Source organism: Tsukamurella sp. II2bb (assembly GCF_057815145.1).
Window position 1 is genome coordinate 177,433 of the sequence record NZ_JBYPZI010000001.1, and the last position, 24,702, is coordinate 202,134.

Annotated in this window: 24 protein-coding genes; 13 read left to right on the forward strand and 11 right to left on the reverse strand. The window is 68.7% G+C overall.

All coding sequences use genetic code 11. The annotated features are described in order from the left end of the window. Nucleotides 1-74: 74 nt before the first annotated feature. Nucleotides 75-500: an ImmA/IrrE family metallo-endopeptidase gene (locus tag AC21LY_RS00855; RefSeq protein ID WP_489044225.1), complete on the forward strand. Its 426-nt coding sequence runs from the start codon at nucleotides 75-77 to the stop codon at nucleotides 498-500. After that, the gene (locus AC21LY_RS00860) at nucleotides 497-1,540 is read left to right on the forward strand and encodes a hypothetical protein (RefSeq protein WP_489044226.1); all 1,044 of its coding nucleotides are present in this window, start codon (nucleotides 497-499) and stop codon (nucleotides 1,538-1,540) included. The genes AC21LY_RS00855 and AC21LY_RS00860 overlap by 4 nt, the downstream gene beginning before the upstream one ends. A 99-nt stretch (nucleotides 1,541-1,639) precedes the next feature. Here AC21LY_RS00860 and AC21LY_RS00865 read toward each other — a convergent pair whose 3' ends face one another. Continuing rightward, nucleotides 1,640-1,951, reverse strand: coding sequence for a hypothetical protein (locus tag AC21LY_RS00865; protein ID WP_489044227.1), 312 nt, complete (start codon nucleotides 1,949-1,951; stop codon nucleotides 1,640-1,642). Nucleotides 1,952-2,159: 208 nt separating this feature from the next. Between AC21LY_RS00865 and aroQ the strand changes: the two genes are divergently transcribed. Continuing rightward, nucleotides 2,160-2,600 (forward strand): type II 3-dehydroquinate dehydratase, encoded by a 441-nt coding sequence (gene aroQ, locus AC21LY_RS00870; RefSeq protein WP_489044228.1) that lies wholly within the window; start codon nucleotides 2,160-2,162, stop codon nucleotides 2,598-2,600. Nucleotides 2,601-2,617: 17 nt separating this feature from the next. Here the strand turns inward: aroQ and AC21LY_RS00875 are convergent, their stop codons facing one another. Further along, nucleotides 2,618-3,199 (reverse strand): TetR/AcrR family transcriptional regulator C-terminal domain-containing protein, encoded by a 582-nt coding sequence (locus tag AC21LY_RS00875; protein ID WP_489044229.1) that lies wholly within the window; start codon nucleotides 3,197-3,199, stop codon nucleotides 2,618-2,620. 40 nt (nucleotides 3,200-3,239) lie between these two features. On the opposite strand from AC21LY_RS00875, the gene AC21LY_RS00880 reads away from it, so the two are divergent. From AC21LY_RS00880 to AC21LY_RS00890, 3 genes are read left to right on the forward strand one after another with little or no spacing between them, the layout of a single operon-like run. Then, entirely contained in the window at nucleotides 3,240-3,839 is a 600-nt protein-coding gene (locus AC21LY_RS00880) for a biotin transporter BioY (RefSeq protein ID WP_489044230.1), read from the forward strand. Beyond that, complete coding sequence (locus tag AC21LY_RS00885; protein WP_489044231.1) at nucleotides 3,836-4,519, forward strand: energy-coupling factor ABC transporter ATP-binding protein; 684 nt, start codon at nucleotides 3,836-3,838, stop codon at nucleotides 4,517-4,519. The genes AC21LY_RS00880 and AC21LY_RS00885 overlap by 4 nt, the downstream gene beginning before the upstream one ends. Further along, on the forward strand, nucleotides 4,519-5,094 hold the full coding sequence (locus tag AC21LY_RS00890) for an energy-coupling factor transporter transmembrane component T family protein (protein WP_489044232.1): 576 nt from the start codon (nucleotides 4,519-4,521) through the stop codon (nucleotides 5,092-5,094). Before AC21LY_RS00885 ends, AC21LY_RS00890 begins: the two co-directional genes overlap by 1 nt. 6 nt (nucleotides 5,095-5,100) lie before the next feature. Here AC21LY_RS00890 and AC21LY_RS00895 read toward each other — a convergent pair whose 3' ends face one another. The 6 genes from AC21LY_RS00895 to dprE1 all read right to left on the reverse strand — a co-directional run bounded on the left by AC21LY_RS00895 (nucleotide 5,101) and on the right by dprE1 (nucleotide 12,856). Beyond that, nucleotides 5,101-6,525: an SNIPE associated domain-containing protein gene (locus AC21LY_RS00895; RefSeq protein WP_489044233.1), complete on the reverse strand. Its 1,425-nt coding sequence runs from the start codon at nucleotides 6,523-6,525 to the stop codon at nucleotides 5,101-5,103. 242 nt (nucleotides 6,526-6,767) lie between these two features. Beyond that, nucleotides 6,768-7,790 (reverse strand): ABC transporter substrate-binding protein, encoded by a 1,023-nt coding sequence (locus tag AC21LY_RS00900; RefSeq protein ID WP_489045398.1) that lies wholly within the window; start codon nucleotides 7,788-7,790, stop codon nucleotides 6,768-6,770. 90 nt (nucleotides 7,791-7,880) lie between these two features. Next, on the reverse strand, nucleotides 7,881-8,708 hold the full coding sequence (locus AC21LY_RS00905) for an SDR family NAD(P)-dependent oxidoreductase (RefSeq protein WP_489044234.1): 828 nt from the start codon (nucleotides 8,706-8,708) through the stop codon (nucleotides 7,881-7,883). Nucleotides 8,709-8,710: 2 nt separating this feature from the next. Next, on the reverse strand, nucleotides 8,711-10,597 hold the full coding sequence (locus AC21LY_RS00910) for an arabinofuranosyltransferase (protein ID WP_489044235.1): 1,887 nt from the start codon (nucleotides 10,595-10,597) through the stop codon (nucleotides 8,711-8,713). Between the two features lie 45 nt (nucleotides 10,598-10,642). Continuing rightward, nucleotides 10,643-11,404, reverse strand: coding sequence for a decaprenylphospho-beta-D-erythro-pentofuranosid-2-ulose 2-reductase (gene dprE2 / locus AC21LY_RS00915; RefSeq protein ID WP_489044236.1), 762 nt, complete (start codon nucleotides 11,402-11,404; stop codon nucleotides 10,643-10,645). A 27-nt stretch (nucleotides 11,405-11,431) separates the two neighbouring features. Further along, nucleotides 11,432-12,856 carry a decaprenylphosphoryl-beta-D-ribose oxidase gene (gene dprE1 / locus AC21LY_RS00920; protein ID WP_489044237.1) on the reverse strand — a complete coding sequence of 475 codons (1,425 nt, stop codon included), beginning with the start codon at nucleotides 12,854-12,856 and terminating at the stop codon, nucleotides 11,432-11,434. A gap of 177 nt (nucleotides 12,857-13,033) precedes the next feature. On the opposite strand from dprE1, the gene doeB2 reads away from it, so the two are divergent. From doeB2 to AC21LY_RS00940, 4 genes are read left to right on the forward strand one after another with little or no spacing between them, the layout of a single operon-like run. After that, nucleotides 13,034-14,182 (forward strand): N(2)-acetyl-L-2,4-diaminobutanoate deacetylase DoeB2, encoded by a 1,149-nt coding sequence (doeB2, locus tag AC21LY_RS00925; protein ID WP_489044238.1) that lies wholly within the window; start codon nucleotides 13,034-13,036, stop codon nucleotides 14,180-14,182. A gap of 35 nt (nucleotides 14,183-14,217) precedes the next feature. Continuing rightward, the gene (locus AC21LY_RS00930; RefSeq protein WP_489044239.1) at nucleotides 14,218-15,471 is read left to right on the forward strand and encodes an aspartate aminotransferase family protein; all 1,254 of its coding nucleotides are present in this window, start codon (nucleotides 14,218-14,220) and stop codon (nucleotides 15,469-15,471) included. After that, a complete protein-coding gene (doeA, locus tag AC21LY_RS00935) occupies nucleotides 15,468-16,688 on the forward strand; it encodes an ectoine hydrolase (protein WP_489044240.1) in 1,221 nt (406 codons plus the stop codon). The genes AC21LY_RS00930 and doeA overlap by 4 nt, the downstream gene beginning before the upstream one ends. After that, complete coding sequence (locus tag AC21LY_RS00940) at nucleotides 16,685-18,064, forward strand: NAD-dependent succinate-semialdehyde dehydrogenase (protein ID WP_489044241.1); 1,380 nt, start codon at nucleotides 16,685-16,687, stop codon at nucleotides 18,062-18,064. Before doeA ends, AC21LY_RS00940 begins: the two co-directional genes overlap by 4 nt. Nucleotides 18,065-18,092: 28 nt before the next feature. Here AC21LY_RS00940 and AC21LY_RS00945 read toward each other — a convergent pair whose 3' ends face one another. Both AC21LY_RS00945 and AC21LY_RS00950 read right to left on the reverse strand, forming a co-directional pair. Next, complete coding sequence (locus AC21LY_RS00945; protein WP_489044242.1) at nucleotides 18,093-19,364, reverse strand: SLC13 family permease; 1,272 nt, start codon at nucleotides 19,362-19,364, stop codon at nucleotides 18,093-18,095. A gap of 64 nt (nucleotides 19,365-19,428) precedes the next feature. Beyond that, complete coding sequence (locus AC21LY_RS00950; RefSeq protein ID WP_489044243.1) at nucleotides 19,429-20,613, reverse strand: CaiB/BaiF CoA transferase family protein; 1,185 nt, start codon at nucleotides 20,611-20,613, stop codon at nucleotides 19,429-19,431. A 114-nt stretch (nucleotides 20,614-20,727) separates the two neighbouring features. Between AC21LY_RS00950 and AC21LY_RS00955 the strand changes: the two genes are divergently transcribed. The 3 genes from AC21LY_RS00955 to AC21LY_RS00965 all read left to right on the forward strand — a co-directional run bounded on the left by AC21LY_RS00955 (nucleotide 20,728) and on the right by AC21LY_RS00965 (nucleotide 22,965). Beyond that, entirely contained in the window at nucleotides 20,728-21,636 is a 909-nt protein-coding gene (locus tag AC21LY_RS00955) for a LysR family transcriptional regulator (protein WP_489044244.1), read from the forward strand. Between the two features lie 10 nt (nucleotides 21,637-21,646). Beyond that, nucleotides 21,647-22,096: a winged helix-turn-helix transcriptional regulator gene (locus AC21LY_RS00960; protein ID WP_489044245.1), complete on the forward strand. Its 450-nt coding sequence runs from the start codon at nucleotides 21,647-21,649 to the stop codon at nucleotides 22,094-22,096. A gap of 80 nt (nucleotides 22,097-22,176) precedes the next feature. After that, entirely contained in the window at nucleotides 22,177-22,965 is a 789-nt protein-coding gene (locus AC21LY_RS00965) for a nitroreductase family protein (RefSeq protein WP_489044246.1), read from the forward strand. Here the strand turns inward: AC21LY_RS00965 and glmS are convergent. Then, on the reverse strand, nucleotides 22,882-24,702 hold the full coding sequence (gene glmS, locus AC21LY_RS00970; RefSeq protein WP_489044247.1) for a glutamine--fructose-6-phosphate transaminase (isomerizing): 1,821 nt from the start codon (nucleotides 24,700-24,702) through the stop codon (nucleotides 22,882-22,884). The genes AC21LY_RS00965 and glmS overlap by 84 nt on opposite strands.

A 24,702-nucleotide genomic window follows, 5' to 3' on the forward strand; every position in this document is an offset into this window, starting at 1 on the left:
CCGAACCCCGACGAACCCGGACTGCGGACCGCTTGGTGTATGAACGGCCGGCGAACAGACGTATTGTTTCCGGCATGAGGGGATCCGACCGGCCGACGAGCGCGGTGCGTGCCGTCGTAGCGGCGGTGACCCCGCTGTCCGGTTCGGGGCCCGGCACAGTCGCCGAGGTGGTCGCGGCGTACGCCGTTCATCTCGGCCGACGGATCGACGTCCAACGCATGCGGCTGCCCGTCGGGGTCTTCGGGATGTGGCTGCGCTCGGTCGAACGGGACCTGCTGGTGGTCTCCTTCGGCGTCGCCACCTTCGAGCAGACCCTCGCACACGAGTTGGGCCATCTCGTCCTCGGGCACGAGCAGGGCTGTTCCTCCGATCCCGACAGTCGGAGAGCGGCGCGCTGCGAGCGGGAGGCCGAATCCTTCGCGACGCTCCTCGTTCGCCTCGTGCGGGCGGGACACACGAACACCCGGGTCGACTCGGTGGTCGACGAACTGCTCGGATGATCGCGACGCTCGTCGTGCCGATCCTCTGGCTCGGCGCCCTGGAACGATTCATCCGATGGCGTACCAACCGCAACGCGCCGGCCAGGGGCGCGTTGTTGACCGCTCTGGCGCTCGCGGTGATGGTATCCATCGACACGCCGTGGTCTCTGTGCCTCCTGGCGAAGGCCGGGATGCCCGAGAGCGAGGTCGTGACCGTCGAACGGATCCTGCTCCTCGTGGGCTGTTTCGGCGCCCTGGTCTCCGCTTTCGCGCTGGATGGGAGGCTGACGCGCCGCCGGTTGCTGGTGTGGTCCCTCCCGCTCGTCCTCGTCGTGGTGACGATCGCGGTGATGGGCGGGCTCGGCGATCGGGACGGGAGCCGCCTCGACGCCACCGTCCGGCTCGCGGTCGAGACGGCCTTGGTCTACAGCTGCCTGGGGATGACCGCGTCGATCGTGGCGCTGGCCTCGTGGCGGGCGTCGCGGCGTAGCCGGGTGCACCGCACGCAGCTGCGCATGCTGGCGGCCGGCGGCCTCCTGCTGGCGATCGTGGCGGTCGGAAACGTCGTCGCCGGTGGTGTGCTGATGCAGATGTGGCAGGTCAGCGTCTGGGTGCTCCGCGTGAACCGGCTCGTGCTGGACACCGCGTTCGCGTGCTGGACGCTGGTGCTGATGGCGGCGTGGTTGACGTCGATCCTCCGGGCGGCGCGGGAATGGCTGCAGTTCCGGGAGGCGTACGAGCAGGTCACGACGGTCTTCCCCGATCTGCAGGCCGGGGTGTCCCGGGCCGGGGGATGGGTGGAGACCACGGAGGCTCGCGCGGTCGTCGTCCTCGACGGCTGGGCGATGCTGGCGAGCCCGGGAGCGGGAAGGCTGGGCGATGTCTCGCCCGCGGAGCGAGCGGCTGCGGTGGCACGGTGGCTCGACCGCACCGCCCCGTACAGCTCAGTGCACGCACTCGACTTGGAGCCGCCGCCGGACTGGCGTGCCGCGCGTTGGGCGGCCGCGGTGACGAAGAGCGCCCAGCACATGCCGTCGCCCCTGCTGGAGCGGGTGCACTGAGTTCTCCGGGCGCACGGGGCTCCGGGCGCACTGAGTCCGGGGCCATGGGGTCGGGCGGGCCGTGCCGGGGTCGGCTTCGGCCCGCCGCGGAGCGGGACCCTACGCCGTGTTCTCCTTGTTGTCCTCCTCTTCGAGCTCGGCGAGGAGCCCGGCGAGTGCGGCCCGACGGTCCGCAGACAGCTTGGTCGAGCGGCGCGCCATCTCGAGCATGCCCGACTCGCGCAGCTCGCGCGTCAGCTCGAGGTCGGCGAGGACCTCACGCTCGTACAGCGGATCGGAGAAGTACTCCGCGCGGACCCCGAAGGTCTGGGCGATCGACGCCACCATGTCGTAGGCGGGGCGCGAGCTCCGGCCCGAACGCAGCTGTGACAGATAGGGGACGGACAGCTTGCCGCCGCCCTCCTCGACCATCCTGCAGAACTCCGAAGAGGTGTACGGTCCCCGATCAGCGGGATGCACGACTTCGAAAAGGCGATTCAGTTTGGCCGCGAACGTCGTCATGAGGGCCTCCCTTCCAGATTGCGAATATTGAGAAGATTACATGATCCCGCGCGGTCATGCGTACTGCGCGGACCATGCATCCTATTTCCAGTGTCGCGCACGACGCTATTCTGAACTCATGTCGCCTCGTATTCTCGTGCTGAACGGACCGAACCTTAACATGCTGGGTGTGCGCCAGCCGGAGGTCTACGGGGACAATTCTTACGCCGATGTAGTGGAGATTTGCCGTCGTGCGGCGTCTGAACGAGGTGCGGAGGCGGAGGTCCGTCAGACCAACGATGAATCGGAACTCCTCGGCTGGATCCACGATGTGGCACGCGCGAAGAATTTCTCTGCGATCGTGATCAATCCGGCAGCGTGGACTCATACTTCGGTGGCACTCGCCGACGCCTTGGTCATTCCCGAGATTCCGGTCATCGAGGTGCATATCTCCAACGTGCACGCCCGCGAGCCCTTCCGGCATCACTCCTACGTCTCGCCGATCGCCTCCGGGGTGATCGCCGGATTCGGGCTCGCCGGATACCGCTACGCCGTGGATCGCGCCGTCGACCTGTCCTGACGGGGCCCGGACCGGGCTCAGGCCGACGGGGTGATCCGTGCCCGCAGGCCGTCCACGATCAGGTCGACCCCCCCGGCGAAGGCCCGGTCGGTCGCCGTCCCGTCGATCTCGCCCGCGGCGGCACCGGCGCGGGCCATCGTTTCGCGGGTCTGCTCCTCGAAGGTGAAGCCCACCACGAAATGGGTCAGGGTGAGTGCGGCGGCGTTCGCATCGGCCGGACCCGCGCCGGCGGATGCGGCGATGTCGGCGATCTGCGCATGCAGGTTGCTGGCGCCCAGTTGCGAGGCGAGGGAGGCCGAGACCACCTCGGCCCCGTCCCGGTGCTTGCGGAGCACCCTGCGCAACGCGTGGGCGTAGCCGGTGAGCTGGCGGTCCCAGCGCATCCGCGACTTCGACGCGGCGGCGGCGAGCGACGGGTCGGCGAGGATGGTGTCGGCGATCCCGGCCAGTAGCGACTGCTTGTTGGGGATGTGCCAGTACAGCGCGCCCGGCGCCACGCCCAGATCGGCCGCGACGCGGCGCATCGTCAGGTCCGGCAGGCCCGACCGGTCGAGGACGCCGATCGCGGAGGTCAGCACGTCGGAGCGGTTGATGGCCACGGACTTGACTCTAGCCGAGCGCCCCGTTACTTCTTGAACCGTGTTCAACGCCGCCACGTATCGCGCCACGCCGCGAGATCTCGCCCTCGTCGCCGTGTTCACCGCCCTCACCGCGGTGCTCGCGATGCCCACCGTCACGATCAGCGGAATCGCGCCGATCACCCTGCAGACCCTGGGGTTCATGCTCGCCGCGTCGCTGCTCGGGTACCCCTGGGGCGGTGCTTCGGTGGCGCTGTACGTGCTGCTCATCGTCGTCGGGCTGCCGATCGGCGCGGGCGGCCGGGGCGGGCTGGCCGTCCTGACCGGCCCGACGGGCGGGTTCCTCGTCGGCGGCATCATCGGGGCGCTGGTGACGGGGTGGCTCGTCGACAAGTGGGGCCGGACCAACCCGCTCACGGTCGGCTTGGCCAACATCATCGGGCTCGTGCTCGTCGTCTACGCGGTCGGCCTGCCGTGGTTGGGCTGGCGCACGGGCTCGGGCCTTTTCGCCAAGCTCACGCTGGGGTTCCAGTTCGTCCCGGGTGACCTGATCAAGGTGGTCATCACCTCGCTCGTCGTGGTCATGGTGGCGCGGGCCTACCCGCCCATCGCGCGGCGGACCGTCGCATCCCAGAAGGCAGTCTCCGAGAAGCGGGCATGATCCGGCTCGCCGACGTCCACCACGCCTACGACGAGCGGCCGGTCCTCCGCGGCATCACGGCGGAGCTGTCGGAGCGGCGGATCGGGATCATCGGCGCCAACGGCTCCGGCAAGTCGACCCTCGCGCGGACCTTCAACGGCCTCGTCGTCCCGGACAGCGGCACCGTCGAGACCCTGGGCCTGGACGTGCGGCGCAAGCGCTCGGAGGTGCGGCGCCGGGTGGGCTTCATGTTCGCCGACGCCTCCGCGCAGATCGTGATGCCCACGCCCGCGGAGGACGTCGCGCTGTCCCTGCGGCCGCCGGGACGCGGCCGTCGACAGCCCGTCGATACCGCTCGCGTCGCCGCGGTGCTCGAGGAGTTCGGCCTCGCCGACCACGCCGACGCGCCCGCGCAACTGCTCAGTTCCGGGCAGAAGCAGATGCTCGCCTTCGCGTCGGTACTGGTCACGGACCCGGAGATCCTCGTCTGCGACGAGCCCACCACACTGCTGGACCTGCGTAACGTGCTCAAGGTCCGGGATCGGCTCGCGGCGTTGGAGCAACAGGTGATCCTCCTGACGCATCACCTCGACATGCTCGACGATTTCGACCGTGTCCTGGTGATGGACGACGGGGCCGTCGTCTTCGACGGTCCGCCGGCCGAGTCGATCGCCTTCTACCGCGCGCTGGCGGCCGGCTGATGCTGGGCCGCTACGTGCCGCGCGAGTCCCCGCTGCACCGCGCGCCGGCGCCGGCGAAGCTGGTGGCGATGCTGGTGCTGGTCACGGTCCTCGCGGTGTTCCCGCGCCCGGTGCCGCTCGCGATCGCGGCGCTGACGGTGGCCGCCCTCTTCCCGGTCGCGCGGCTGCGGCCGGTGCACCTGTGGCGGGCGGTACGCCCGGCGTTGCTCTTCGCCGTGGTGCTCACCGGTTTCTACCTGCTGAGCCAGGGCGTGTCCGACGGTGCCCGCGCCGCGGTCGGGCCCGTCGGGCAGCTCGTCGTGGGCGTGCTCGCGGGCAACCTGCTGGTCTTCACCACCCGCGCGAGCGATCTGGCGGTTCTCGCCGGGCGCGTCCTGGGCTGGCGGGTGGAGCTTCTCGTCGCGCTGACGATCCGCTCCATCCCGACGGTGATCGCCGTCGTCCGGCAGGCCCGCGAGGCGGCTTGGGCGCGCGGACAGCGCGCCTCCCTGGTCCGTGTCCTCCCGACGGTGCTCGTCCGCCTGATCCGGGACGCGGACCTGTTGGGTGAGGCCCTCGCCGCCCGTGGGCTGTAGTCCTGGCTAGAGAGGCTCAGCTGCGACGGAACCGCCACTGAGACGGAACTCTTCGGCGGCAGGGACGGAGACGAACTCGACGACTTCGGCAACCTCGTGCCGCAGCACCTCGAGCACCTCCTCGGGAGTTGCGTAGAAGAACTCGCGCCGAGGATTGATCTTGTTGACTCGGCGATCGAAAAATGCTTTGTGCAAGGTGTTTTCGAGCGCGACCGCATCTGTCGAGAAGAACAGTGCGTGTGTGTCGAACCGGAAGGGGACCGATGCGTCTCCGAGTTCCTTGACGCGGTCTGAGGGTTCGAGCCTGCGAGTCATACCGATCTTGACCATCCGGTCGCCGAACGCGCCTACGTTGGAGATCACGTAGACGTACCCGGCTCGCTCGTTGGCGAGCCGGTAGTCGACCTGCTTGAGTCGGTCGTCGGCTTCCTGCATCAGCGCTCTCATGCGTTCAGCCGCTTCGAGATCACCCTTCGCAAGGAGGGACTCCAACGCGTTGGCGTAGTGCTGGCGCTCTTTGAACAGCTTCTCTCGTTCGAGTGCGAGCTCCTGCTCAGCGCGCTTCTGTTCGCGGAGCTCGGCGCGCCGCTCGCGCTCGAGTTCCTTCTCAACCTGTTTGACCTGCTGAAACTGGGAAGCCAGTTCGAGTTCTTGCTTACGGAGGACGTGGTATTGGGGGCTTACTCGCAGATCGATCATCGTGCCGTTGTGCTCGATCTGGGAGACGGCCTTGTCGAGGCGGGCGAAGGCTGTGGACAGGTTGCCCGCCTTGACAGTCTTGATGCAGTTCTCGGCCTCGGCGTTGTACGCACGCAGCATGATCTTGGACATGTTGTTGACGAAGGACCGGCCCTTCGCGGACGAGTTGTTGAAGACGAAGGAGGTGCTCGCGAGGATCGCCGTCTTCGTCCGAACCATCGACTTGATCTCTGCGCGGACCCGGTCCAGCGCTACAGACAGCTGCACCGAGTCCTGGGCGGGGTTGTAGAAATCGTATAATCCGAAGGACTGCAGTGACTTACGGTCTTGGGCCTCGATCAGATCGGCGCGGGTAGCGATCACCTGGTGCTGGAGAGTGCTGAGCTCCTCCCGCAAACGAACTACCTCGGTCGACAGACGGGAGCGTTCGGCGCTGATAGAAGGGAGATCACCCGCGCCCATGCGCGACAACAGCTCTCGCAGGTGGGCGTTCTCGGCCTCGATGGCCGCCTTCTTCTTACCGATGCCGAGGAATCCGCCGCCGGGAGAACCTGGGGTCGACTGTCCAGACGCGTGGTTGACGGAGGTGCCGGGCACCGCTGAATGGACCGGCGCGACGGGCCGCTGCGGTCGCGCGGCCGGTGCGGAATGTGACGTCCACTGCCCACCGTCCCAGTAGCGGACGGCGGACTGGTCGCCTGGATCGGGGTACCAGCCCGGGGGAGGGGTCACAGGATCTCCTGACTGTGTTCATCCGGCCAGTGCTCGGTGTATGCGGTCGGAAGAATCCACAGTAGTCGGAGAAGTCCGGCTACTTCAGGCCATTGCGTGGGAAGTTCGTGCTCAGCTCAGAGCCTGGTAACGCACTGACAACGCAGGTGATATCGGCCGGCGGCGTGCGGCTCTCACGGCCTGCGCGGATCGCGGGCGCGCGCCGCCACAGCCGACGTCCGTGCGGGCATGCGGGGTAGGAGCTACTTCGCGAGGTACTCGCCGAGCTGCTGCACGACGAGGTTCGCACCGGTCGGGCCGAGGCCCAGGTACCAGATGTCGTCGTCCACCCGGAAGGCCTTGCCCTGCTGCACGCCGCGCAGCTGCGACCACGCCGGATTGGCCAGCGCCGCGGTCTCGCCGGTGTTCTCGGGCTTGCCGTAGCTGGAGTAGAAGATGTAGTCACCGTCGGCCTGGGAGAGGTTCTCCAGCGAGATCTCGGTGGCCAGCTCGTCGACGCCCTGCTTACCGGCGCGCGGCAGGCCCGCGTCCTGCAGGATCACCCCGATCAGCGACTTGTTGCCGTACAGCCGAATCTTGCCGGGCATGAACCGGACGAGGGAGATCGTGGGCTTGGCGCCGGTGAACTTCGCGCCGAGGGCCTTGGCGTTGTCGGCGTACGCGTTCAGGGCGTCGGTCGCCTTCTGCTCCTCGCCGACGGCCGCGCCGATGAGGCGGAAGTTCTCCTTCCACGGGAAGCCGGGACGGATGGAGAAGACGGTGGGCGCGATCGCGGCGAGCTTGTCGTACTGCTTGTCCACGCGCAGTTGGCTGCCGAGGATCAGGTCGGGCTTGAGCTTGGCGATGGCCTCGAGGTTGAGCGTCGTGTTCTTACCGACGGTCTCGACGCCCTGCACCTTGTCGGCGAGGTAGGTCGGGACGGGGCTCGCGCCGTCGGTGACCACGATGCCGACGGGCTTGATGCCCAGACTGATCACGGAGTCCAGCTCGCCGCTGTCGAGGACGACGACGCGCTCCGGCTTCTTCGGGATCTCGGTGACGCCGCGCGCGTGCTTGATCGTCCGGGGGAAGACGCCGGGCGCGGCGTCGGTGCCGAGCTTCGCGGTCTCGACGTCGGCGGTGCCGAAGCGTTCGCCGCCGGTGGCGACCGCGGTGTTGCCGGGGGTGCGGCCGTCGTCGCCGGAGTCGGAGCAGGAGCTGATGCCGACGGTGGCGGCCAGCAGGACTACCGCGGGCGCGAGTCGGCGAGCGAAGGGTCGTGTCATCACGCGACGTAGCGTACCCCTCGAATTAGGTGAGGCACACCAAAGGCGGCATCGCGGTTCGTGCACTGCCGCGGTCAGCGCGGGTTCGCCTCAGGTCAGCGACGAGATCGTGCGATCGGACGTGGCGGGCGAGAGCAGATCGACGACGGGCAGCAGTGCGCGCAGCGCCGCGGGCGAGACCTCGACGGGCTGGTGCGTGACGGCCCGCACGATCCAGCGGCCTGCCTCGTCGGGCTCGAGTGCGGAGGCGCCCGCGTACTCGGCCGTCGGGGCGATCATCTCTGTCCGCACGAGCGGGTAGTAGACGTTGGTCGCGCACACGCCGGGGTGCGGCCGCTCGGCGTTCAGGCTGCGCCCGAAGATCGCGAGCGCATTCTTCGATGCCGCGTACGCGGAGAACTTCGGGAAGGTGTTGGCGAGCAGGCCCCAGGTGCAGACGTTGACGATCTGTCCGCGCCCACGGTCGATCATCCCCGGCAGTACGCCCAACGTGAGCTGTACGGCCGCGAAGTAGTTGAGGTTCATCGTGCGCTGGTAGTCGTGCAGCCGATCGGTGGAGTCGGCGATGGTCCGCCGGATCGAGTGCCCGGCGTTGTTGACCAGTACGTCGACCTCACCGAGGCCGGCGAGCAGCCCCGCGATCGAGGAGGTGTCCGTAAGGTCGCAGACGCGGTACTCGCCGCCGGTCAGGGCGCACAGTTCCTCGAGCTCGTGCTGGCGCCGCGCCACGGCGATCACGTGGGCGCCGCGCTCGGCCAGTTGCAGTGCGGCCTCGCGACCGATTCCCGACGATGCGCCGGTCACCACGATCCGCAGGCCGCGCACCGGCCGGCCCCGTCCGGCGAGCGCTGCGTCGAGGGGCGCGGGCAGGAGGCTGCGGCGCTGCAGGAGATCCTGCAGGGAACGGGTGAGGGACACGGTCACTTCCTCACGATCACGACGAACGGGCCCGTCTCGGTGACGGCGAATCGGGGGTCCTCGAAGAGCTTCTCGGGGAAGACGACGGTGTACCGGCGCACGTTCGGGTCGTTCGGGTAGACGTCCTCGGCGAGGCGCAGCGACAGACCGTCGGCGGAGCGCCGGAAGACGAACGCGTCCGGGGCGCGCCAGGGGGTCTCGTCGAGGGCCTTGATCAGCTCGTCGGGGCTCTCGAGCTTCGCCCACGACTCGATCGCCGCGGACCGGGCGGTGAAGTGCGCCAGGGGGTTCGCGTAGTTCGACGTGAGGTTCTGGAAGCCCCAGTAGGGGTAGACCGCGAGGAAGCCGTAGTCGGCGGTGAGCACGACGGTGTCGGTCCGCGGCTTGCCGGTGGCGGCGAGGATCGCGGCGTCGACGTCCCTGTACGACGATTCCGCGCCCGCGGGGCGCCGGTCGCCGCGCTGACCCGCACCGTCGGTATCGGAGTAGGCGACGGCGATCTCCCCGGCGAGCTGCGCGGGGATCGTCTGTGCCACAGCGATCGAGGCGAGTGCGCCGAGCATCACACCGGCGTCGCGGTAGCGGGGATAGCCGTCGCCGAGCGCGCCGACCATGGCCACGGCACCGAGCGCGCCCGCGGCGGCGAGCAGGATGTGTAGAACCGGCTCCGTGCGGAAGCCGAGGAGCGTGGTACCCGCGGGCGAGACGACCATCGACAGCAGCGCCCACAGGTAGGAGCCGGCGATGCCGATCCCCAGGGCCTGTGCGGACCGGAAGGTGCGGGCCTTCACCAGGACCCAGACGATGCCGATCAGGCCGATGGCACCGAGCAGGGAGAAGTGCAGCATCGGCATCGGCAGCACGGAACCCTGCTCGGGCAGGTAGTGGAACGCGGAGCCCTTGGCGTCGGTGCCGTCACGGGCGGCGCGCAGCAGGAAGGGACCGTAGGCGGGAACGCCGATCACAATGGCGATCACGCCGATCACCGCCACCCGGACCGGGTACCGCCATTCGAACCTGCGCTCGCGCAACCACGTCGCGGCCAGGGCGACCACGCCCATGAGAACGACGATGAGGGCGGCGACGCCCAGATACAGGGTGTAGAACCACACGGCCACACCGAGATACCCGCCGACGAGGGCGATCGCGCCGCGGTGGCCGCGGAGGATGGCACTCCAGGCGACGATGAGCACCGGTGGCAACACGATCGCCACCGCAGCGCCGTAGGGTTCGGCGGAGCCGTAGAGCAGCATCGCGACGGTGGTGGCGAGAGTCGCGGCGATCGCTCGCGCCGGCGAGACGACGGCGAACCACAGGGCCAGCGCGACCGCCGCGGCCACGGCGAGGGAGATGATCGACCAGGGCTGGAAGGCCTCCCAGCCCGCCATACCGGAGAGCTTCGCGAACCGGCCGCCCAGCCAGAACCAGCCGGGGGAGTACAGCGGCGGCATGTCGATATAGGTCATGTCCGCCAGCCGCGGGGAGGACGTGAACCGGGTCAGGTACTCCGTGCGGAACTGCTGGTCGACGGAGATGCCGCCGAGGTAGAGCTTCGTGCCCCCGAGCGGCAGTCCGAGGGTGACGGTGACGAAGCCCGCCACCGTCGCGAAGGAGAGAAGCCGGGCGATACGTGCCAGCCAGCCCGGAACGGCACGCGACAGGAGGACCGCGCACCCGACGAGCCCCGCGACCGCGACCACCTGGAAGACGGTCGCGAACGCGCGCGTGACGTTGGAGCTGCTGTACGCGGGCCACTCGACGGTGCTGATCGCGAGCCACCCGACGACGCCGACCGCTGCCGCCACGATCACGGCGGCGGCGATGTCGAGGACCGACTCCCGAGCCCTTCCGGGGACCTCGGATGCGTCGACGGTAGGCGTGTCAGTCACGCGGGCCAGACTAGATGGGATGGTTCGAGCACGGCCACGTCGGTGCTAGATCGGCAGCTTACGGAAAATCGGCTGGGGGATGTTCTTCAGGCCGAAGCTCACGAAGCCCCACGGCGCGGGGGCGTAGACCAGCGACTTGCCCTTGATCGCGGCATCGACGGCGAGCGTGCCGATGACGTCCTTGTCGATCGTCAGCGGGGCCTCCTTGACGTGCGCGGAGAACTTGGTGCGCACCATGCCCGGCCGGACCACGAGCACGGAACCGCCGAAGGGCTCCAGTGCCTGGCCCAGGTTGAGGTAGAAGCCGTCGAAACCGGCCTTCGAGGAGCCGTAGACGAAGTTGCTGCGGCGCGGGCGCAGGCCGGCCACCGAGCTCATCGCGATGATCTGGCCGTGGCCCTGCTCCTTGATCTTCTGGCCGAGCAGCACGCCGACGGAGACGGCGCCGGTGTAGTTGACCTGCGCCAGGAGCACCGCCTTGCGCTGGTTCTGCCACAGCTCCTCGGCGTCGAAGTCGAGGGCGAAGGCCACGATCGCGACGTCGATGTCGCCGCCCGCGAAGGCGGCGTCAATGGTCTTCTCGTGCCCGTCGAAATCGGTCGCGTCGAAGTCGACGACCTCGACCGACGTGGCGCCGGCGGCCGTGACCTGGGCGACGGCCTGTTCGCGCAGCGGATCGTTCGGCAGCGCGGCGAGCACGACGCGCATCGGCGCCTTGCTCAGGTACTCCTCGATGATCGACAGGCCGATCTCGGAGGTGCCGCCGAGCAGCAGCAGGGACTGGGGGACGCCGACGGCGTTCTTCATGGTCTCTTCGTTCCTTGAGTCGGTGGCTTAGGCGAGTTCGAGGCGGCGGCCCATGTCGGACATGAAGACGCCCGTGGGGTCGATCCGGCGGCGGGTGGCGATCCACTCGTCGACCCGCGGATACATGGCGTGGAACATCGCCGCGGTGGTGCGCGAGTCCTTCGCGGTGTACAGGCGGCCACCCATGGCGAAGACGCGCTTGTCGAGCTCGGTCACGAACTCGTGCAGCCCCTTCTTGATGGGGAAGTCCAGGCACACGTTCCAGCCCTTGAAGGGGAAGGACAGCGGGGCCTTATTACCGTCGCCGAACAGCTTGATCACGTTGAGGAAGCTCACGTGGCCCGACGCCTGGACATCTCGGATGATCCGCTTGAACTCGTCCTCGTTGCCCATCGGCACGATGAACTGGTACTGCAGGAAGCCCTTGCTGCCGTACGCCCTGTTCCACTCACCGAACAGGTCGAGCGGGTGGTAGAACTGCGTGAGGTTCTTGATCTTGTTGTCCGAGTCCTTGGCCCCCATCCGGTAGTAGGCCTCGCCGACCAGGGAGAAGTCGAACTTGTTGGCCAGGCTGTTCGGGAAGATGTCCGGGAACGTGATCAGCGTGGGGGCATCGAACTTCAGCGGGTCCTTCGCCAGATGATCGGGAAGGTCCTCGAGCCGGGCCAGGCTGCCGCGGGAGCCGGTGAACCGGCCGAGCTTCTTCTTCGAGACCGCGTCGAACCAGCCGGACGCGTACTCGTAGCCGTCCTCGAAGCCGTCCAGGTGCAGCTGGATGGTCTCGTCGAGATTCGTGGTGTGCCGGGTGTCCGCGAGGAAGTACGCGGTCTCGGTGCGCTGCATCTGGATCGACGCCCGCAGGATGATGCCGGTCAATCCGATACCACCGACGGTGGCCCAGAACAGCTCGCCCTTCGGATCGTCCCCGCTGCCGTTCGGCGTCAGGGTGAGGACCCGGCCGTCCGCGACCAGCAGCTGCAGCTCGATCACGTGGTTGCCGAAGCTGCCCGCGCTGTGGTGGTTCTTACCGTGGATGTCGTGCGCGATCGCGCCGCCGACGGTGACCTGCCGCGTGCCGGGGAGCACGGGCACCCACAGGCCGTAGGGCAGGGCCGCCTTCATCAGCGTGTCGAGATCGACACCGGCGTCCACGTCGACCGTCGCGGCCTCCGCGTCGATGTCGTGGATGGCGCTCAGCGGCGTCATGTCGATCGTGAGGCCGCCGGAGTTCTGCGCCGACTCGTTGTACGAGCGGCCCAGCCCGCGCGCGATCACGCCGCGACGCAGGTAGGCGGGCTTATCGGCCTCGGCGTCCGCCACGATGGCGACGGCCTTGGCGATCTGGTCCACGTCGGGGGTGGACAGCACGTGCCCCTCGATCGGGGTGGTGCGTGACCACCCCATCAGCTTGCGCGTCGAGATGGGCAGATAGGGAAGAGTTGTCTCGGACATCGCCCATCAGATTACCGCGCCCAACCTGAGTCGGGGCTGAGCTTGAAGCCGCTGTGACCTCGCCGTCGTCACACCGGGCGGGCGCGGATCCGCCGTTCGGACGACGGCCGCGCGCAGGTCGTCGGATCGCGGTACGTTGAAGGAGACCGAAACGGACACCCGATCCGAGGAGGTCCGATGAACGATCCTTGGGTCGAAACCGTTGCCCGGGCCACCGAACTGAGACGCGAACTCCATCGCCGCCCCGAGCTCGCCTGGGCGGAGAACGCCACCGCCGCGACCGTGCGCGCCGAACTCGACGCGATCGGCTTGGCGTGGCGGCCGTGCGCGGGCACGGGCACCGTCGTCCGCCTCGCCCCGGACGCGCCGGGCCGGCATGTGGCGTTGCGCGCCGACCTCGACGCCATGCCGATCCCCGAGGCCACCGGCCTGCCGTACGCCTCGGAGACCGAGGGCGTCATGCACGCCTGCGGGCACGACGGGCACACCGCCGCACTGCTCGCGGCGGCGCGCTGGCTCCACGCGCACGAGGCCGGGCTGCCCGGACCGGTCACACTGCTGTTCCAGCCGGCCGAGGAGGGCGGGCACGGAGCGCGCGGGATGATCGACGACGGTGCCCTCGACGGCGTGGACGTCGTCTTCGGCTGGCACAACTGGCCGGGCCTGCCGTTCGGCCGCGCGCTGTGTCCCGACGGTGCCGTGATGTCGGCGAACGGCACCTTCGAGGTCGAACTGATCGGCCGCGGCGGCCACGCCTCGCAACCCGAGGCCACCCGCGACCCCGTGCTCGCGGCTGCGGCGGTCGTCGTGGCGCTGCAGCAGATCGTCGCCCGGAGGACCTCGCCGCAGCGGGCCACCGTCGTCGCCGTGACGAGCCTGCGCGCCGAGAGTGCCGCCACCGTCACGCCCGGCACCGCCTCGCTCGGCGGCAGCGTCCGCGCCGCCGACGACGAGGCCCGTGCTCGAGTCTTCGTTCTGATCGACGAGATCGCCGGCGCCACAGCACAAGCCCACGGTGTGCGTGCCGAGGTCAGGACGACGGTGCGGTACGGCGCCACCGTCAACCACCCTGGCCCTGCGGCCGAACTGCGGGACCGCCTCGGGGCCGTGTTCGGATCCCGATGGCCGGAGTCCCCCGTCGGGACGCCGGTCCTCGCCTCGGAGGATTTCAGCTATTACCTGCAGCGGATCCCGGGTGCCTTCGCCCTACTCGGCTCCGGAACCACCGCGCCCCTGCACAGCGCCGACTACGACTTCGACGATGCCCTGCTCGACCCCGCCGCGCGCCTGCTGGTGGGTCTCGCGGGGGCGCCGGAGCCGCCTTGACCGGAAGAGATCTGCACGGAACGAAAGGGATTCGCATGGATACTGCTGTCTTCGAGAACTGGGAATCGGAAGTCCGCGGCTACTGCCGGAACTTCCCCACGGTCTTCGCCTCCGCCTCCAACGCCCGGCAGGTGGACGAAGCGGGGAGGAGCTACATCGACTTCTTCGCGGGCGCCGGCGTCCTCAATTTCGGGCACAACAACCCGAACATGAAGCGCGCCATGATCGATTTCCTCGAGTCGGACGGCGTCGCCCACAGCCTCGACACCTACACCACCACCAAGCGCGACTTCCTCACCCGCTTCCGCGACGTGATCCTCGCGCCGCGGGGCATGGATCACCGCATGCAGTTCACCGGCCCCACCGGCACGAACGCCGTGGAGGCGGCGCTCAAGCTCGCGCGGCTGGCGACCGGCCGCCGTGAGGTGGTGGCCTTCAGCCACGGTTTCCACGGCATGACGCTGGGGGCGTTGGCGGCCACCGCCAACGAGGCCTTCCGGCAGTGGGCCGGGGTGCCCCTGCGCGACGTGGTGCGCCTGCCCTTCGAGACCGCTCCCGGCGGTAAGGACGCATTGTCCGACTACGCTGCCGCACTGGCGGATCCGTCCAGCGGACACACTCCGCCCGCCGCCTTCCTCGTCGAGGCCGTGCAGGCCGAGGGCGGCGTGAACGTCGCGAGCCCCGACTGGTTGCACGCGGTGCAGGACCTCGCGCGCGAGACCGGCGCGCTCTTCATCATCGACGACATCCAGGCCGGCTGCGGCCGCACCGGCAGCTACTTCAGCTTCGACGGCTACGGCCTCGACCCCGACGTCATCACCCTCGCCAAGGGCCTCGGCGGCTACGGCACGCCGATCGCCATGAACCTCAACAAGCCCGCGGTCGACGCGCACTGGTCCCCCGGCGCGCACACCGGCACGTTCCGCGGGCAGGGCCTGTCGATGGTGGCGGGCACCGTCGCCTTGGACTACTTCGCCGACGACGAGCTGATGAGCGCGGTCCGCGCGAAGGGCGGGATGATGGCAGAGCGGCTCGCCGCGATCGCCGCCGCCCACCCGGACCGGGACTGGGAGGTGCGCGGCAAGGGCATGATGCAGGCGCTCGACACCGGTGACGGTGCCTTCGCCAAGGCCGTGCAGAAGGCCTGTTTCGACGTGGGCCTGCTCATCGGGCCGTGCGGCAGCGGCGGGCGGGTGTTGAAACTCATTCCGCCGCTGACGATCCCCGAGGAGGATCTGGCCGAGGGCCTGGACGTGCTCGAGCGGGCGGTGGCGGAGGTGGCCCGATGAGGCAGCGTGACGACATGACCTTCCCGCCCGCCGAGTACGAGCGCCGCCTCGGCGAGCTGCGGGAGCGGATGGACAGACGCGGGCTCGACGCCGTGGTGATCACCGATCCCGAGAACCTGATGTACCTCACGGACTACCAGACCACGGGCTACTCCTTCTTCCAGGCGCTGGTCGTTCCGCTCGACGATGAACCGGTGATGATCACCCGTGCCATGGAGGAGTCCAATGTCATCGCGCGGACCTGGGTCGAGCGCACTCGTCCGTACCCGGACACCGGTGACGCGATCCAGGAACTGGTGCTCACCCTCAAGGAGGGCGGGCTCGGGACGAAACGTGTCGGCTACGAACGCAACAGCTACTTCTTCCCCGCGTATCAGCAGGACCGGGTGCACACCTCCTTCCAGCAGGGCGTGCTGATGGACTGCTTCGGCATCGTCGAGGCGGGTCGGGCGACGAAGTCGGATGTCGAGATCGAGGTCATGCGCCGGGCCGCCCGCGCCGCGGAGATCGGCATGGCCGCCGGTCTCGAGGCAGCGGTGCCCGGCAACACCGAGAACGACGTCGCGGCGGCGATCAGCGCCGCGATGTTCCGGGCCGGCGGCGAATTCCCGGCGGTCATGCCCTACGTCGCCTCCGGGCCGCGGTCGATGATCGGCCACGCGACGTGGGAGGGCCGGACCATCGAGCCGGGCGAGCACGTCTTCCTCGAGGTGGGTGGCTGCTACCGCCGCTACCACACCGCGCTCATGCGCACCGCCGTCAACGGCGAGCTCTCACCGACCATGCGCGAGGCGCAGGACCGGATGAAACTGGCCCTCGCCGAACTGAAATCGCTGATGCGCCCGGGTATGACGGTCTCCGATGCGGACTCCCTGGTACGCCGGATCATCTCCGACAACACGGTGGGAGCGCGGCTGGTCACGCGGTCCGGATACTCGATCGGCATCGCCTTCCCGCCGTCCTGGGACGAGGGCTACATCCTCAGCCTCAACCCCGGGGACTTCACGGCGCTGGAGCCGGGCATGACTTTCCACCTGATCCCCTGGATGTGGGGCGTGGACGGCGACAAGACCGTGGGCATCTCGGACACGATCCGGATCACGGAGGACGGCTGCGAGTCCTTCTTCACGCTCGACGAGGACTTCACCGTGCACGAGGGCCCGACCGGAGACGGCGCGGCGCTGCAGGAGACGACCGAGGCGGAGGTGCTGCCATGACGACGATGCTGACCGCGACCGACCCGTCGACCGGCGAGCTGATTCGCGAGGTCCCGGCGGCGGGCCCCGCCGAGATCGAGCGCACGCTGGACCGCGCGGAGTCCGCCTTCGCCGACTGGCGGAGGACCGGATTCGACGAACGGTCGAAGCTTCTGCGCGCCGTCGGCGCCGAACTGCGCAGGGGAATAGAGGATTACGCGTACGTGATGACGGAGGAGATGGGCAAGCCCATCACCGAGGCGCGCGGCGAGGTGATCAAGGCGGCGTGGGCCGCGGAGCACTACGCCGAGAACGGGCAGCGGTACCTGGCCCCGGACACCGTCGAATCGGATGCCACCTCCAGCTACGTGCAGTACCTGCCGCTCGGTCCCGTGCTCGGCGTGCTTCCGTGGAATGCGCCCTTCTGGTTGGCCTTCCGGTTCTGTGCGCCCGCGCTCATGGCGGGCAACACGTGCGTGATGAAGCACGATCCGCACGTGCCCGGCTGTGCCGCCGCGATCGCGGGGGCTTTTCGCGCGGTCGGAGCGCCCGACGGGGTCTTCGCCTCCCTCCCGGCGGCCACGCCCGACGTCGCCGGGATCATCCGGGACCGCCGGATCCGGGCGGTCTCCTTCACCGGCTCCGATCGTGCGGGCGCAGCGGTGGCGTCGGTCGCCGCCTCGGAGATCAAGCCCGCGGTGCTGGAACTCGGCGGATCGGATCCGTCGATCGTGCTGGCGGACGCGGACATCGAGGCCGCAGCCGAGACCCTCGCCCTGTCCCGGATCATCAACGCCGGGCAGTCCTGCATCGCCGCCAAGCGGATCATCGTCGAACGATCGGTGCACGACGCCTTCGTCGAGGCATTGCGCACGCGGCTCGCCGCGCTGCGGATGGGGGACCCACGGCACGACGACACACAGGTCGGGCCGATCGCTCGGGCGGACCTGCGGGACAATCTGCATCGCCAGGTCACCGAGACGATCTCCGCCGGCGCGACCTGCCTGCTCGGCGGGACGGTGCCGGACACTCCCGGCTTCTACTATCCACCGACCCTGCTCACCGGGGTGCGGCACGGGATGGCGGCCTGTGCCGAGGAGACCTTCGGCCCGGTCGCGGCGGTGATGACGGCGGTCGACGCCGAGCACGCCGTCGACCTCGCCAACGCCACCCCGTACGGGCTCGCCGCGAGTGTGTGGACCGATGCCGCGCGCGGCGAGGCGATGGCCCGGGACCTCGAGGCCGGTCAGGTCAGCGTCAACGGGATCGTCAAGACCGACCCGCGGTTGCCGAGCGGTGGGATCAAACGCTCCGGCTACGGTCGGGAGCTGGGCAGGGCCGGTATCCACGAGTTCGTCAACGCCCAGCAGGTGTGGGTGGGGCCGAAGCGGGACTGACGCCCGCTCGACCCCCTCGGCGATCGGTTCACCACAACCCGAATGCGACCAACATCAGTGGCGGCGCGACGACGACTGCGCCCAATCCGTATGTGAGGAGTCCTCGGAACAGCCGCTGCCGGTCGTCCGGGTCGGTCGAGCCCAGGATCATGCCGCCCGCGGCGCCCAGCGGGTTCAGATCGACCAGGGTCGCGGAAGCGACGACGGCCAGTACGGCACCGACCGGGTTGACGCCGGCGGCGATGATCGGCGGTAGGAGGGGCAGGGACGAGATGATGACGGCGATCGAGTTGGCGAGGAAGGAGGTGATCGCCGCGATGTAGCAGATCACCAGGAGTCCGAGGACCGGCGAATCGCCCACTGACAGAATGTGGCTCAGTCGGGTGAACGCTCCGAGCTTCTCCATCAGCCCGAGGTAGGTCATGAGGCCGCCGATCAGGATCACGACGCCCCAGGGGATGCGGGCGAAGATCTGCTGTGGATCGATCCGGAGGGCCAGGATCAGGAGGAACGTGATGGTGAAGCCGGTGAAGCCCAGGTCCAGTTTGAACACGAGGCCGGCGACGATGAGGGCGAGCACTCCGAGCAGCGCCACCACACGAGCGTTCCGGCTGTAGGCATTCTCGTCGCCGGAGCCGTTGGGGCGGAGGGTGTGTGCATCATCGGAGCCGGCCGCATACTCCGCGGCGATCACCCGGAGACGCTTGCGGTAGACCATCATCATCACACCGGTGGTCACCACGCCCAACCCGAGGTAGGCGAACATCAGTGTCACGGACGTGTTCGACGGTACGTGGATGTGGAGCTTCTTGAGCAGTTCGTTCGTGGTCAGGCCGAATACTGCGACTGGCGAGAAGAGGCCGCTACCGATTCCGTTGAGCACGGCGAAAGCCATGAGGAAAGGGGGAATCCGATACTGGCGCGCCAGTCCCATGCCGATCGGGGCCATGATGGCGATCGCCGCGGCGGGGAGGGTGCCCATGGCGGTCAAAAGGGCGCCGAGCACGAACGGCACCATCGGTATCAGCGCTACTCGGCCGCGGACGAGAGCCAACGCGCCGGAGAGTATCCATTGCATCGCGCCGGTGACCTGGATCACCGCGAACAGTGCCATCACCCCCACGATCAGGATGAAGAAGCTCGAGGGAAAGAAGCCGACGAGGTCCTTCGTCGAGACATGGGTGATGTTGCCGACCACGAAGGTAGCGGCGAACGCGGCGAGCCCGAGATGTGCTCTGGGCATCAATGCGCAGACGAAGAGGCCGATGAGGACGACGATGGCGAGGTCAGCGGGTTGCATGATCTGGAAGGTCTTCCGTGAGCGGGGACGGGTATCCCCTGGGATGCGGGAACGGCTGTGAAGGTCAGCGGATGACGTGACGCTCGCGGAGGTCGGTGACCTCCGCGGGGCTCAGTCCGATGTCGGCGAGGATCTCGTCGGTGTGCTGTCCGAGGGTCGGTGCCGGGTCGCCGTCGTCGAGTTCGAATCCGGAGAAGCGGCCTGCGGGAGAGAGAATCAGTGCGTCGCGACCGGAGTGGTCCCGGACGGTCCGTACCGATCCGCGAGCGACGATCTGCGGATCGGTGACGAGCTCCTCGGCGCTGTTGACCGGGCCGGCGGCGATACCGGCGGAATGCAGTGTGTCCAGCAGAGTGTCGAGCGGGTGCCGTGAGGTGAACTCGCTGACTGCGGTGTCGATGAGGGCACGATTCTCCACGCGTTCGACCATCGTGTCGTATGGACGCAGGTCGTCGCGCTCCATGACGGCAATGAGGCGATTCCACATCTGATTGGTCGAGGCGGGCAACACCAGCCACTTCCCATCGCTGGTGGGAAAGATGCCGTTGGGGCAGATGCCGGGGTTGTCGTTGCCCACGCGTGTCGCGGCGATGCCGGTCGCGCCGTAGACGGGCACGAAGTCCTCCATCATCCGCAGCATCGGTTCATAGAGGGCCAGGTCCACGAGCTGAGCCTCACCGGTGGTGTCGCGCTGGCGCAGGGCGAGCATGGCGGCGTAGGCGCCGTACATCCCGGCTACGCCATCGGCGATCGCGTAGCCACTGAACATGGGTGGGCCATCGGCGAAACCGGTTCGGTGCGTCAGCCCGGAGAAGGCCTCCAGAACGCGAGCGAATCCGGGTCGGTCCGAGTAGGGACCGGTGCGTCCGTATGCGGTGAGATGCACGAGGATGAGCCGATCGTTCACGGCTCGAAGGTCTTCGAAGTCGAGACCGAAGCGTGCCAGGGTCGGCGGACGGAAGTTCGTGACCACCATGTCGGCATCGGCGGCGAGCTTCTTGACGAGCTCGGCGCCGGCGGGGTCGTGGAGATCGATCGCGATGCTCTTCTTCCTGCGACCGAGTTGCTGCCAGCCCGGGGATTCTCCGTCGACAAGGGGCGGATAGCTCCGGGTGGGGTCCCCCGTCTCGGGGTGCTCCACCTTGATCACCTCCGCCCCGAACTCGGCGAGCAGGGCGCAGGTCAACGGCGCCGCCAGGATCGTTGCCAGGTCCAGCACGCGGATCCCGTGGAGCGGCGGGTCGGTCATATGAACTCGTTCCCGTGTAGGCGATGATGTGATCCGACCCACTGTCCAATCCTCGGGCGCCTCGGGGGAAGACCTCGGAACAGGGCACGGTGAAAGGTAGAACAGGACACCGGTATGCGTGTGGAGAAGATCGGATACTTCGTCGAGGTCGCTCGTGCGGGGTCACTGCGGGCCGCCGCTCTGCGGCTGGGGATCGCCCAGTCGTCCCTCGGAGACCAGATCACGGCTCTCGAGGAGGAACTCAACGTCGTGCTCATCGAGCGCACGAGACGAGGTGTTCGGCTCACCGCGTCCGGCTCCGAGTTGCTGCCGCACGCGATCGCGTTGATCGATGCCCAGCGCGAGCTCGTCGACGCGGCGGCGGCCACGTCGGGCACCCTCGCGGGTACGGTCCGGATCGGTGCCACGCCCATGATCACGGCGAGCTCGGTCATCCCGGTGGTGGCCGAACTGCGTCGTACGCACCGAAACCTGCAGGTGTCGATCAAGGAAGGCTCATCGACCGAACTGGAGCGCCATCTGCAGACCGGTGCGATCGACTTCGCGATGATCACCACGCCGGCGACCCCGCAGCCGCAGGGGGTCACCCGTCGTCACGTCAGCAGTTGGCCGCTTGCGGCGTACGTGCCGCACGGTCATCCGCTGAGCTCGGAGGGCACGGTCGACTGGACCACCCTGGCCGGGTTCGATCTGATCACCATGGGTGAGGGCACGACGTTGTGGCACGTCATGCACGCGCGCATCGCGACTCCGCGGGTCGTCGCCGAGACGGACAGCATGCACAACCTTCGCCTCATGGTGGAGGCCGGTATCGGCGTGGGAATCGGCGTGGGGGACTTGCGTCCCCCGCCGTCCGGCTCGGCTCGTGCGGCCACAGCGACCTGGATCCCGATCGACGGCGAGTCCCGCGGCCTCAGTACACATGTGAGCGTGCGAGCCGGCTCACCGCTACCGCGCACAGCGAGGCTCGTCCGCGACGCGATGGTCGAGTACGAGTCGAGCGATCGCGGTATCGAGTCGTAGAGTCGGTGCCGTGAGGTACGAGGAGCTCGGCGATCTTCCGTGTTCGATCACCCGGCCGCTGGTGGTGCTCGGGGACCGTTGGACGCTGCTGATCCTCAAGACGGCGTTCGCGGGGGTGCGCAGGTTCAGCGGTTTCCAGGAGTCGCTGTCGATCTCGAAGAGCCGGCTTCAGGATCGGCTCACGCGACTGATCGAGCACGGGATCCTCGTCAAGCAGCCGAGCGCGCAGGGTGCCCACGACGAGTACCGGCTCACGGACAAGGGCATGGCCCTCTACCCGATCCTGATGGCGATCAAGGACTGGGGTGACGAGTACATGGCGCCGGACGGTCCGCCGGTGCACTACCGCCACGCGGACTGCGGCGGCGAGGCGCATGCGGTCCTGACCTGCGATCGGTGCGGCGCCGAGCTGACCGCCCGGGACGTGGTTCCCGAGGTCGGGCCGGGCATGACGGCGTAGTACCGCGCCGGCGCTCTTCCCTTCAGGGCGGAGCCCTGCTACCTTTTGGTCTCAAAATAAGACCAACTGATCGGAGTGTCATGCCCGCCGCAGTCGAATCGCCCCTGCTCGACGATCTCCTCACCGACCGGTGGACGTGCCGGAAGTTCTTGCCCGACAAGGAGGTGCCGACCGAGGTCATTGAGGAACTCCTGGCGACGGCACAGCGGACCCCGTCCTGGTCGAACACCCAGCCCTGGGGGCTGTGGGTGACCACATCGTCGGCCACCGACCGGTTCCGTACGGAGCTGGCGGCGCACGTGACCGCAGGAGGCGAGGTCGCGCCGGACATCGACTTCCCGGTCGCGTACACCGGGCGGCACGGTGATCGCCGGCGGGAGTGCGGATACGCCCTCTACGAGAGCCTCGGCGTCGATCGCGGCGACCACGCCGGACGGGCGCGGCAGTTCCTGCGCAACTTCGAACTCTTCGATGCGCCCCACGTCGCCGTGGTCACGAGCCCCGTCGAACTCGGGACCTACGGCGTGCTCGACTGCGGGCTCTACATCGCGACCTTCCTGCTCGCGGCGCAGGCCCGCGGCCTCGCCGCGGCACCCCAGGCCGCCCTGGCCGCGTACTCGCCGTTCCTGCACCGGCATTTCGGGATCGACGACTCGCGCCGCGTCGTGGCGACGATCGCTTTCGGCTACCCGGATCTCGACGACCCGGTCAACGGGTTCCGCACCACGCGGGCCCCGCTGACCGAGAACGTCGTGCTCGTGAGCGAGAAGCCGGGAGCCGTCCGCCTACTCGACGGTGACCGACTTCGCCAGGTTGCGGGGCCGGTCGATGTTGAGGCCCAGACTCAGGGCCGCGTAGTAGGCCAGTAGCTGGGTGGGGATCATCAGCAGGATCGGGTCCAGTTCGGGCTCGTTCTTCGGCACCGTGAGCGTCACCTTGGCCTCGGGCAGCTCGACGCCCGGGTTGGTGATCGCCACGATGTCGCCGCCGCGGGCCGCGATCTCGTGCAGGGCACCGATGTTGCGGTCGAGCAGCTCGTCGTCGGGGACGATCGCCACCGTCGGCATCTCCGGGCTGATCAGTGCGAGCGGGCCGTGCTTGAGTTCGGAGGCCTGGTACGCCTCGGCGTGGCGGTAGCTGATCTCCTTGAACTTCTGCGCGCCCTCGCGTGCGGTCGGGTATCCCCGCACGCGCCCGATGTAGAACAGGCTGGGCGCCTGGGCCAGCAGCTTCGCGGCCTTCTCGACGTCGCCGGGCTCGCTGATGATCTCCTCGATCTGCGCCGGCAGGGCCTTGAGGCCCTTGACGATCCGCGTACCGTCGGTGATCGACAGGTCGCGCACGCGGCCCAGGGCGAGCGCGAGGAGCGCGAACCCGACGGCCATGTGGGTGTTGGCCTTGGTGGAGGCCACCGAGACCTCGGGGCCGGCGTGCAGGTAGATGCCGCCCGAGACCTCGCGCGCGATGGTGGAGCCCACGACGTTCACCAGGCCGACGATGGTGCCGCCCTTGCGCTTGACCTCCTGCACGGCGAATGCCGTGTCGGCGGTCTCGCCGGACTGGCTCACCGCGACGTAGAGGGTGTCGGGCTCGACGATCGGGTTGCGGTAGCGGAACTCGCTGGCGGGCTCGGCGTCCGCGGGGATGCGGGCGAGCTCCTCGATGAGCGAGGCACCGAGCTGCCCCATGTAGTAGGCGCTGCCGCAGCCGAGGATCTTCACGCGCTTGAACCGCCGCATCGCCTGGGCGTCCAGGTTCAGCCCGTCGAGGCGGGCGGTGGCGAAGCGCTCGTCGAGTCGCCCGGAGAGCATGCGCTCGAGCGACTGCGGCTGCTCCGCGATCTCCTTGAGCATGAAGTGGCTGTGGTTGCCCAGTTCCAGCTCGTCGGGCGAGATGTCCACGGTGGTGGTGGACTTCGCGACTGCCCGCGCGTCGTCGGCGTTGAACATCCGGAACCCGGACGCGGTCACGGTGGCGCACTCGCCGTCGTCGAGGTGGACCACCTGGCTGGTGTGCCGCACGACCGCGGAGATGTCCGAGGCGACGAACATCTCCTTGTCGCCCACGCCGAGGATCAACGGCGAACCGTTACGGGCCACCACGATCCGGTCGGGGTGCGCGGTGTCGAGCACGGCCAGGGCGTAGGTGCCACTGAGCCGGTGCAGGGTCTGGCGGACGGCGTCCTCCAGGGTCTCGGCATCGCTGCGAGCGATCAGGTGCGCCACGGCCTCGGTGTCGGTGTCGGAGGTCAGCTCCACGCCCGCGGCCTCGAGCTCGAGGCGGAGGTCCCGCGCGTTGTCGATGATGCCGTTGTGCACCACGAAGATCCGCTCGGTCGCATCCGTGTGCGGGTGCGCGTTCTCCTCCGACGGTGCGCCGTGCGTGGCCCAGCGGGTGTGGCCGATGCCCGTCTTGCCGGCGAGGCGCTTCGGCAGCGCGGCCTCCAGATCGCGCACGCGGCCCACGCTGCGCACGCGCTTGGCGCCCGACGGTCCGAGGACGGCGATACCCGCCGAGTCGTACCCGCGGTACTCGAGCTGGGTCAGCCCGTCGACGAGGATGTCCACGGCCGTCTGGCCACCGATGTATCCGACGATTCCGCACAT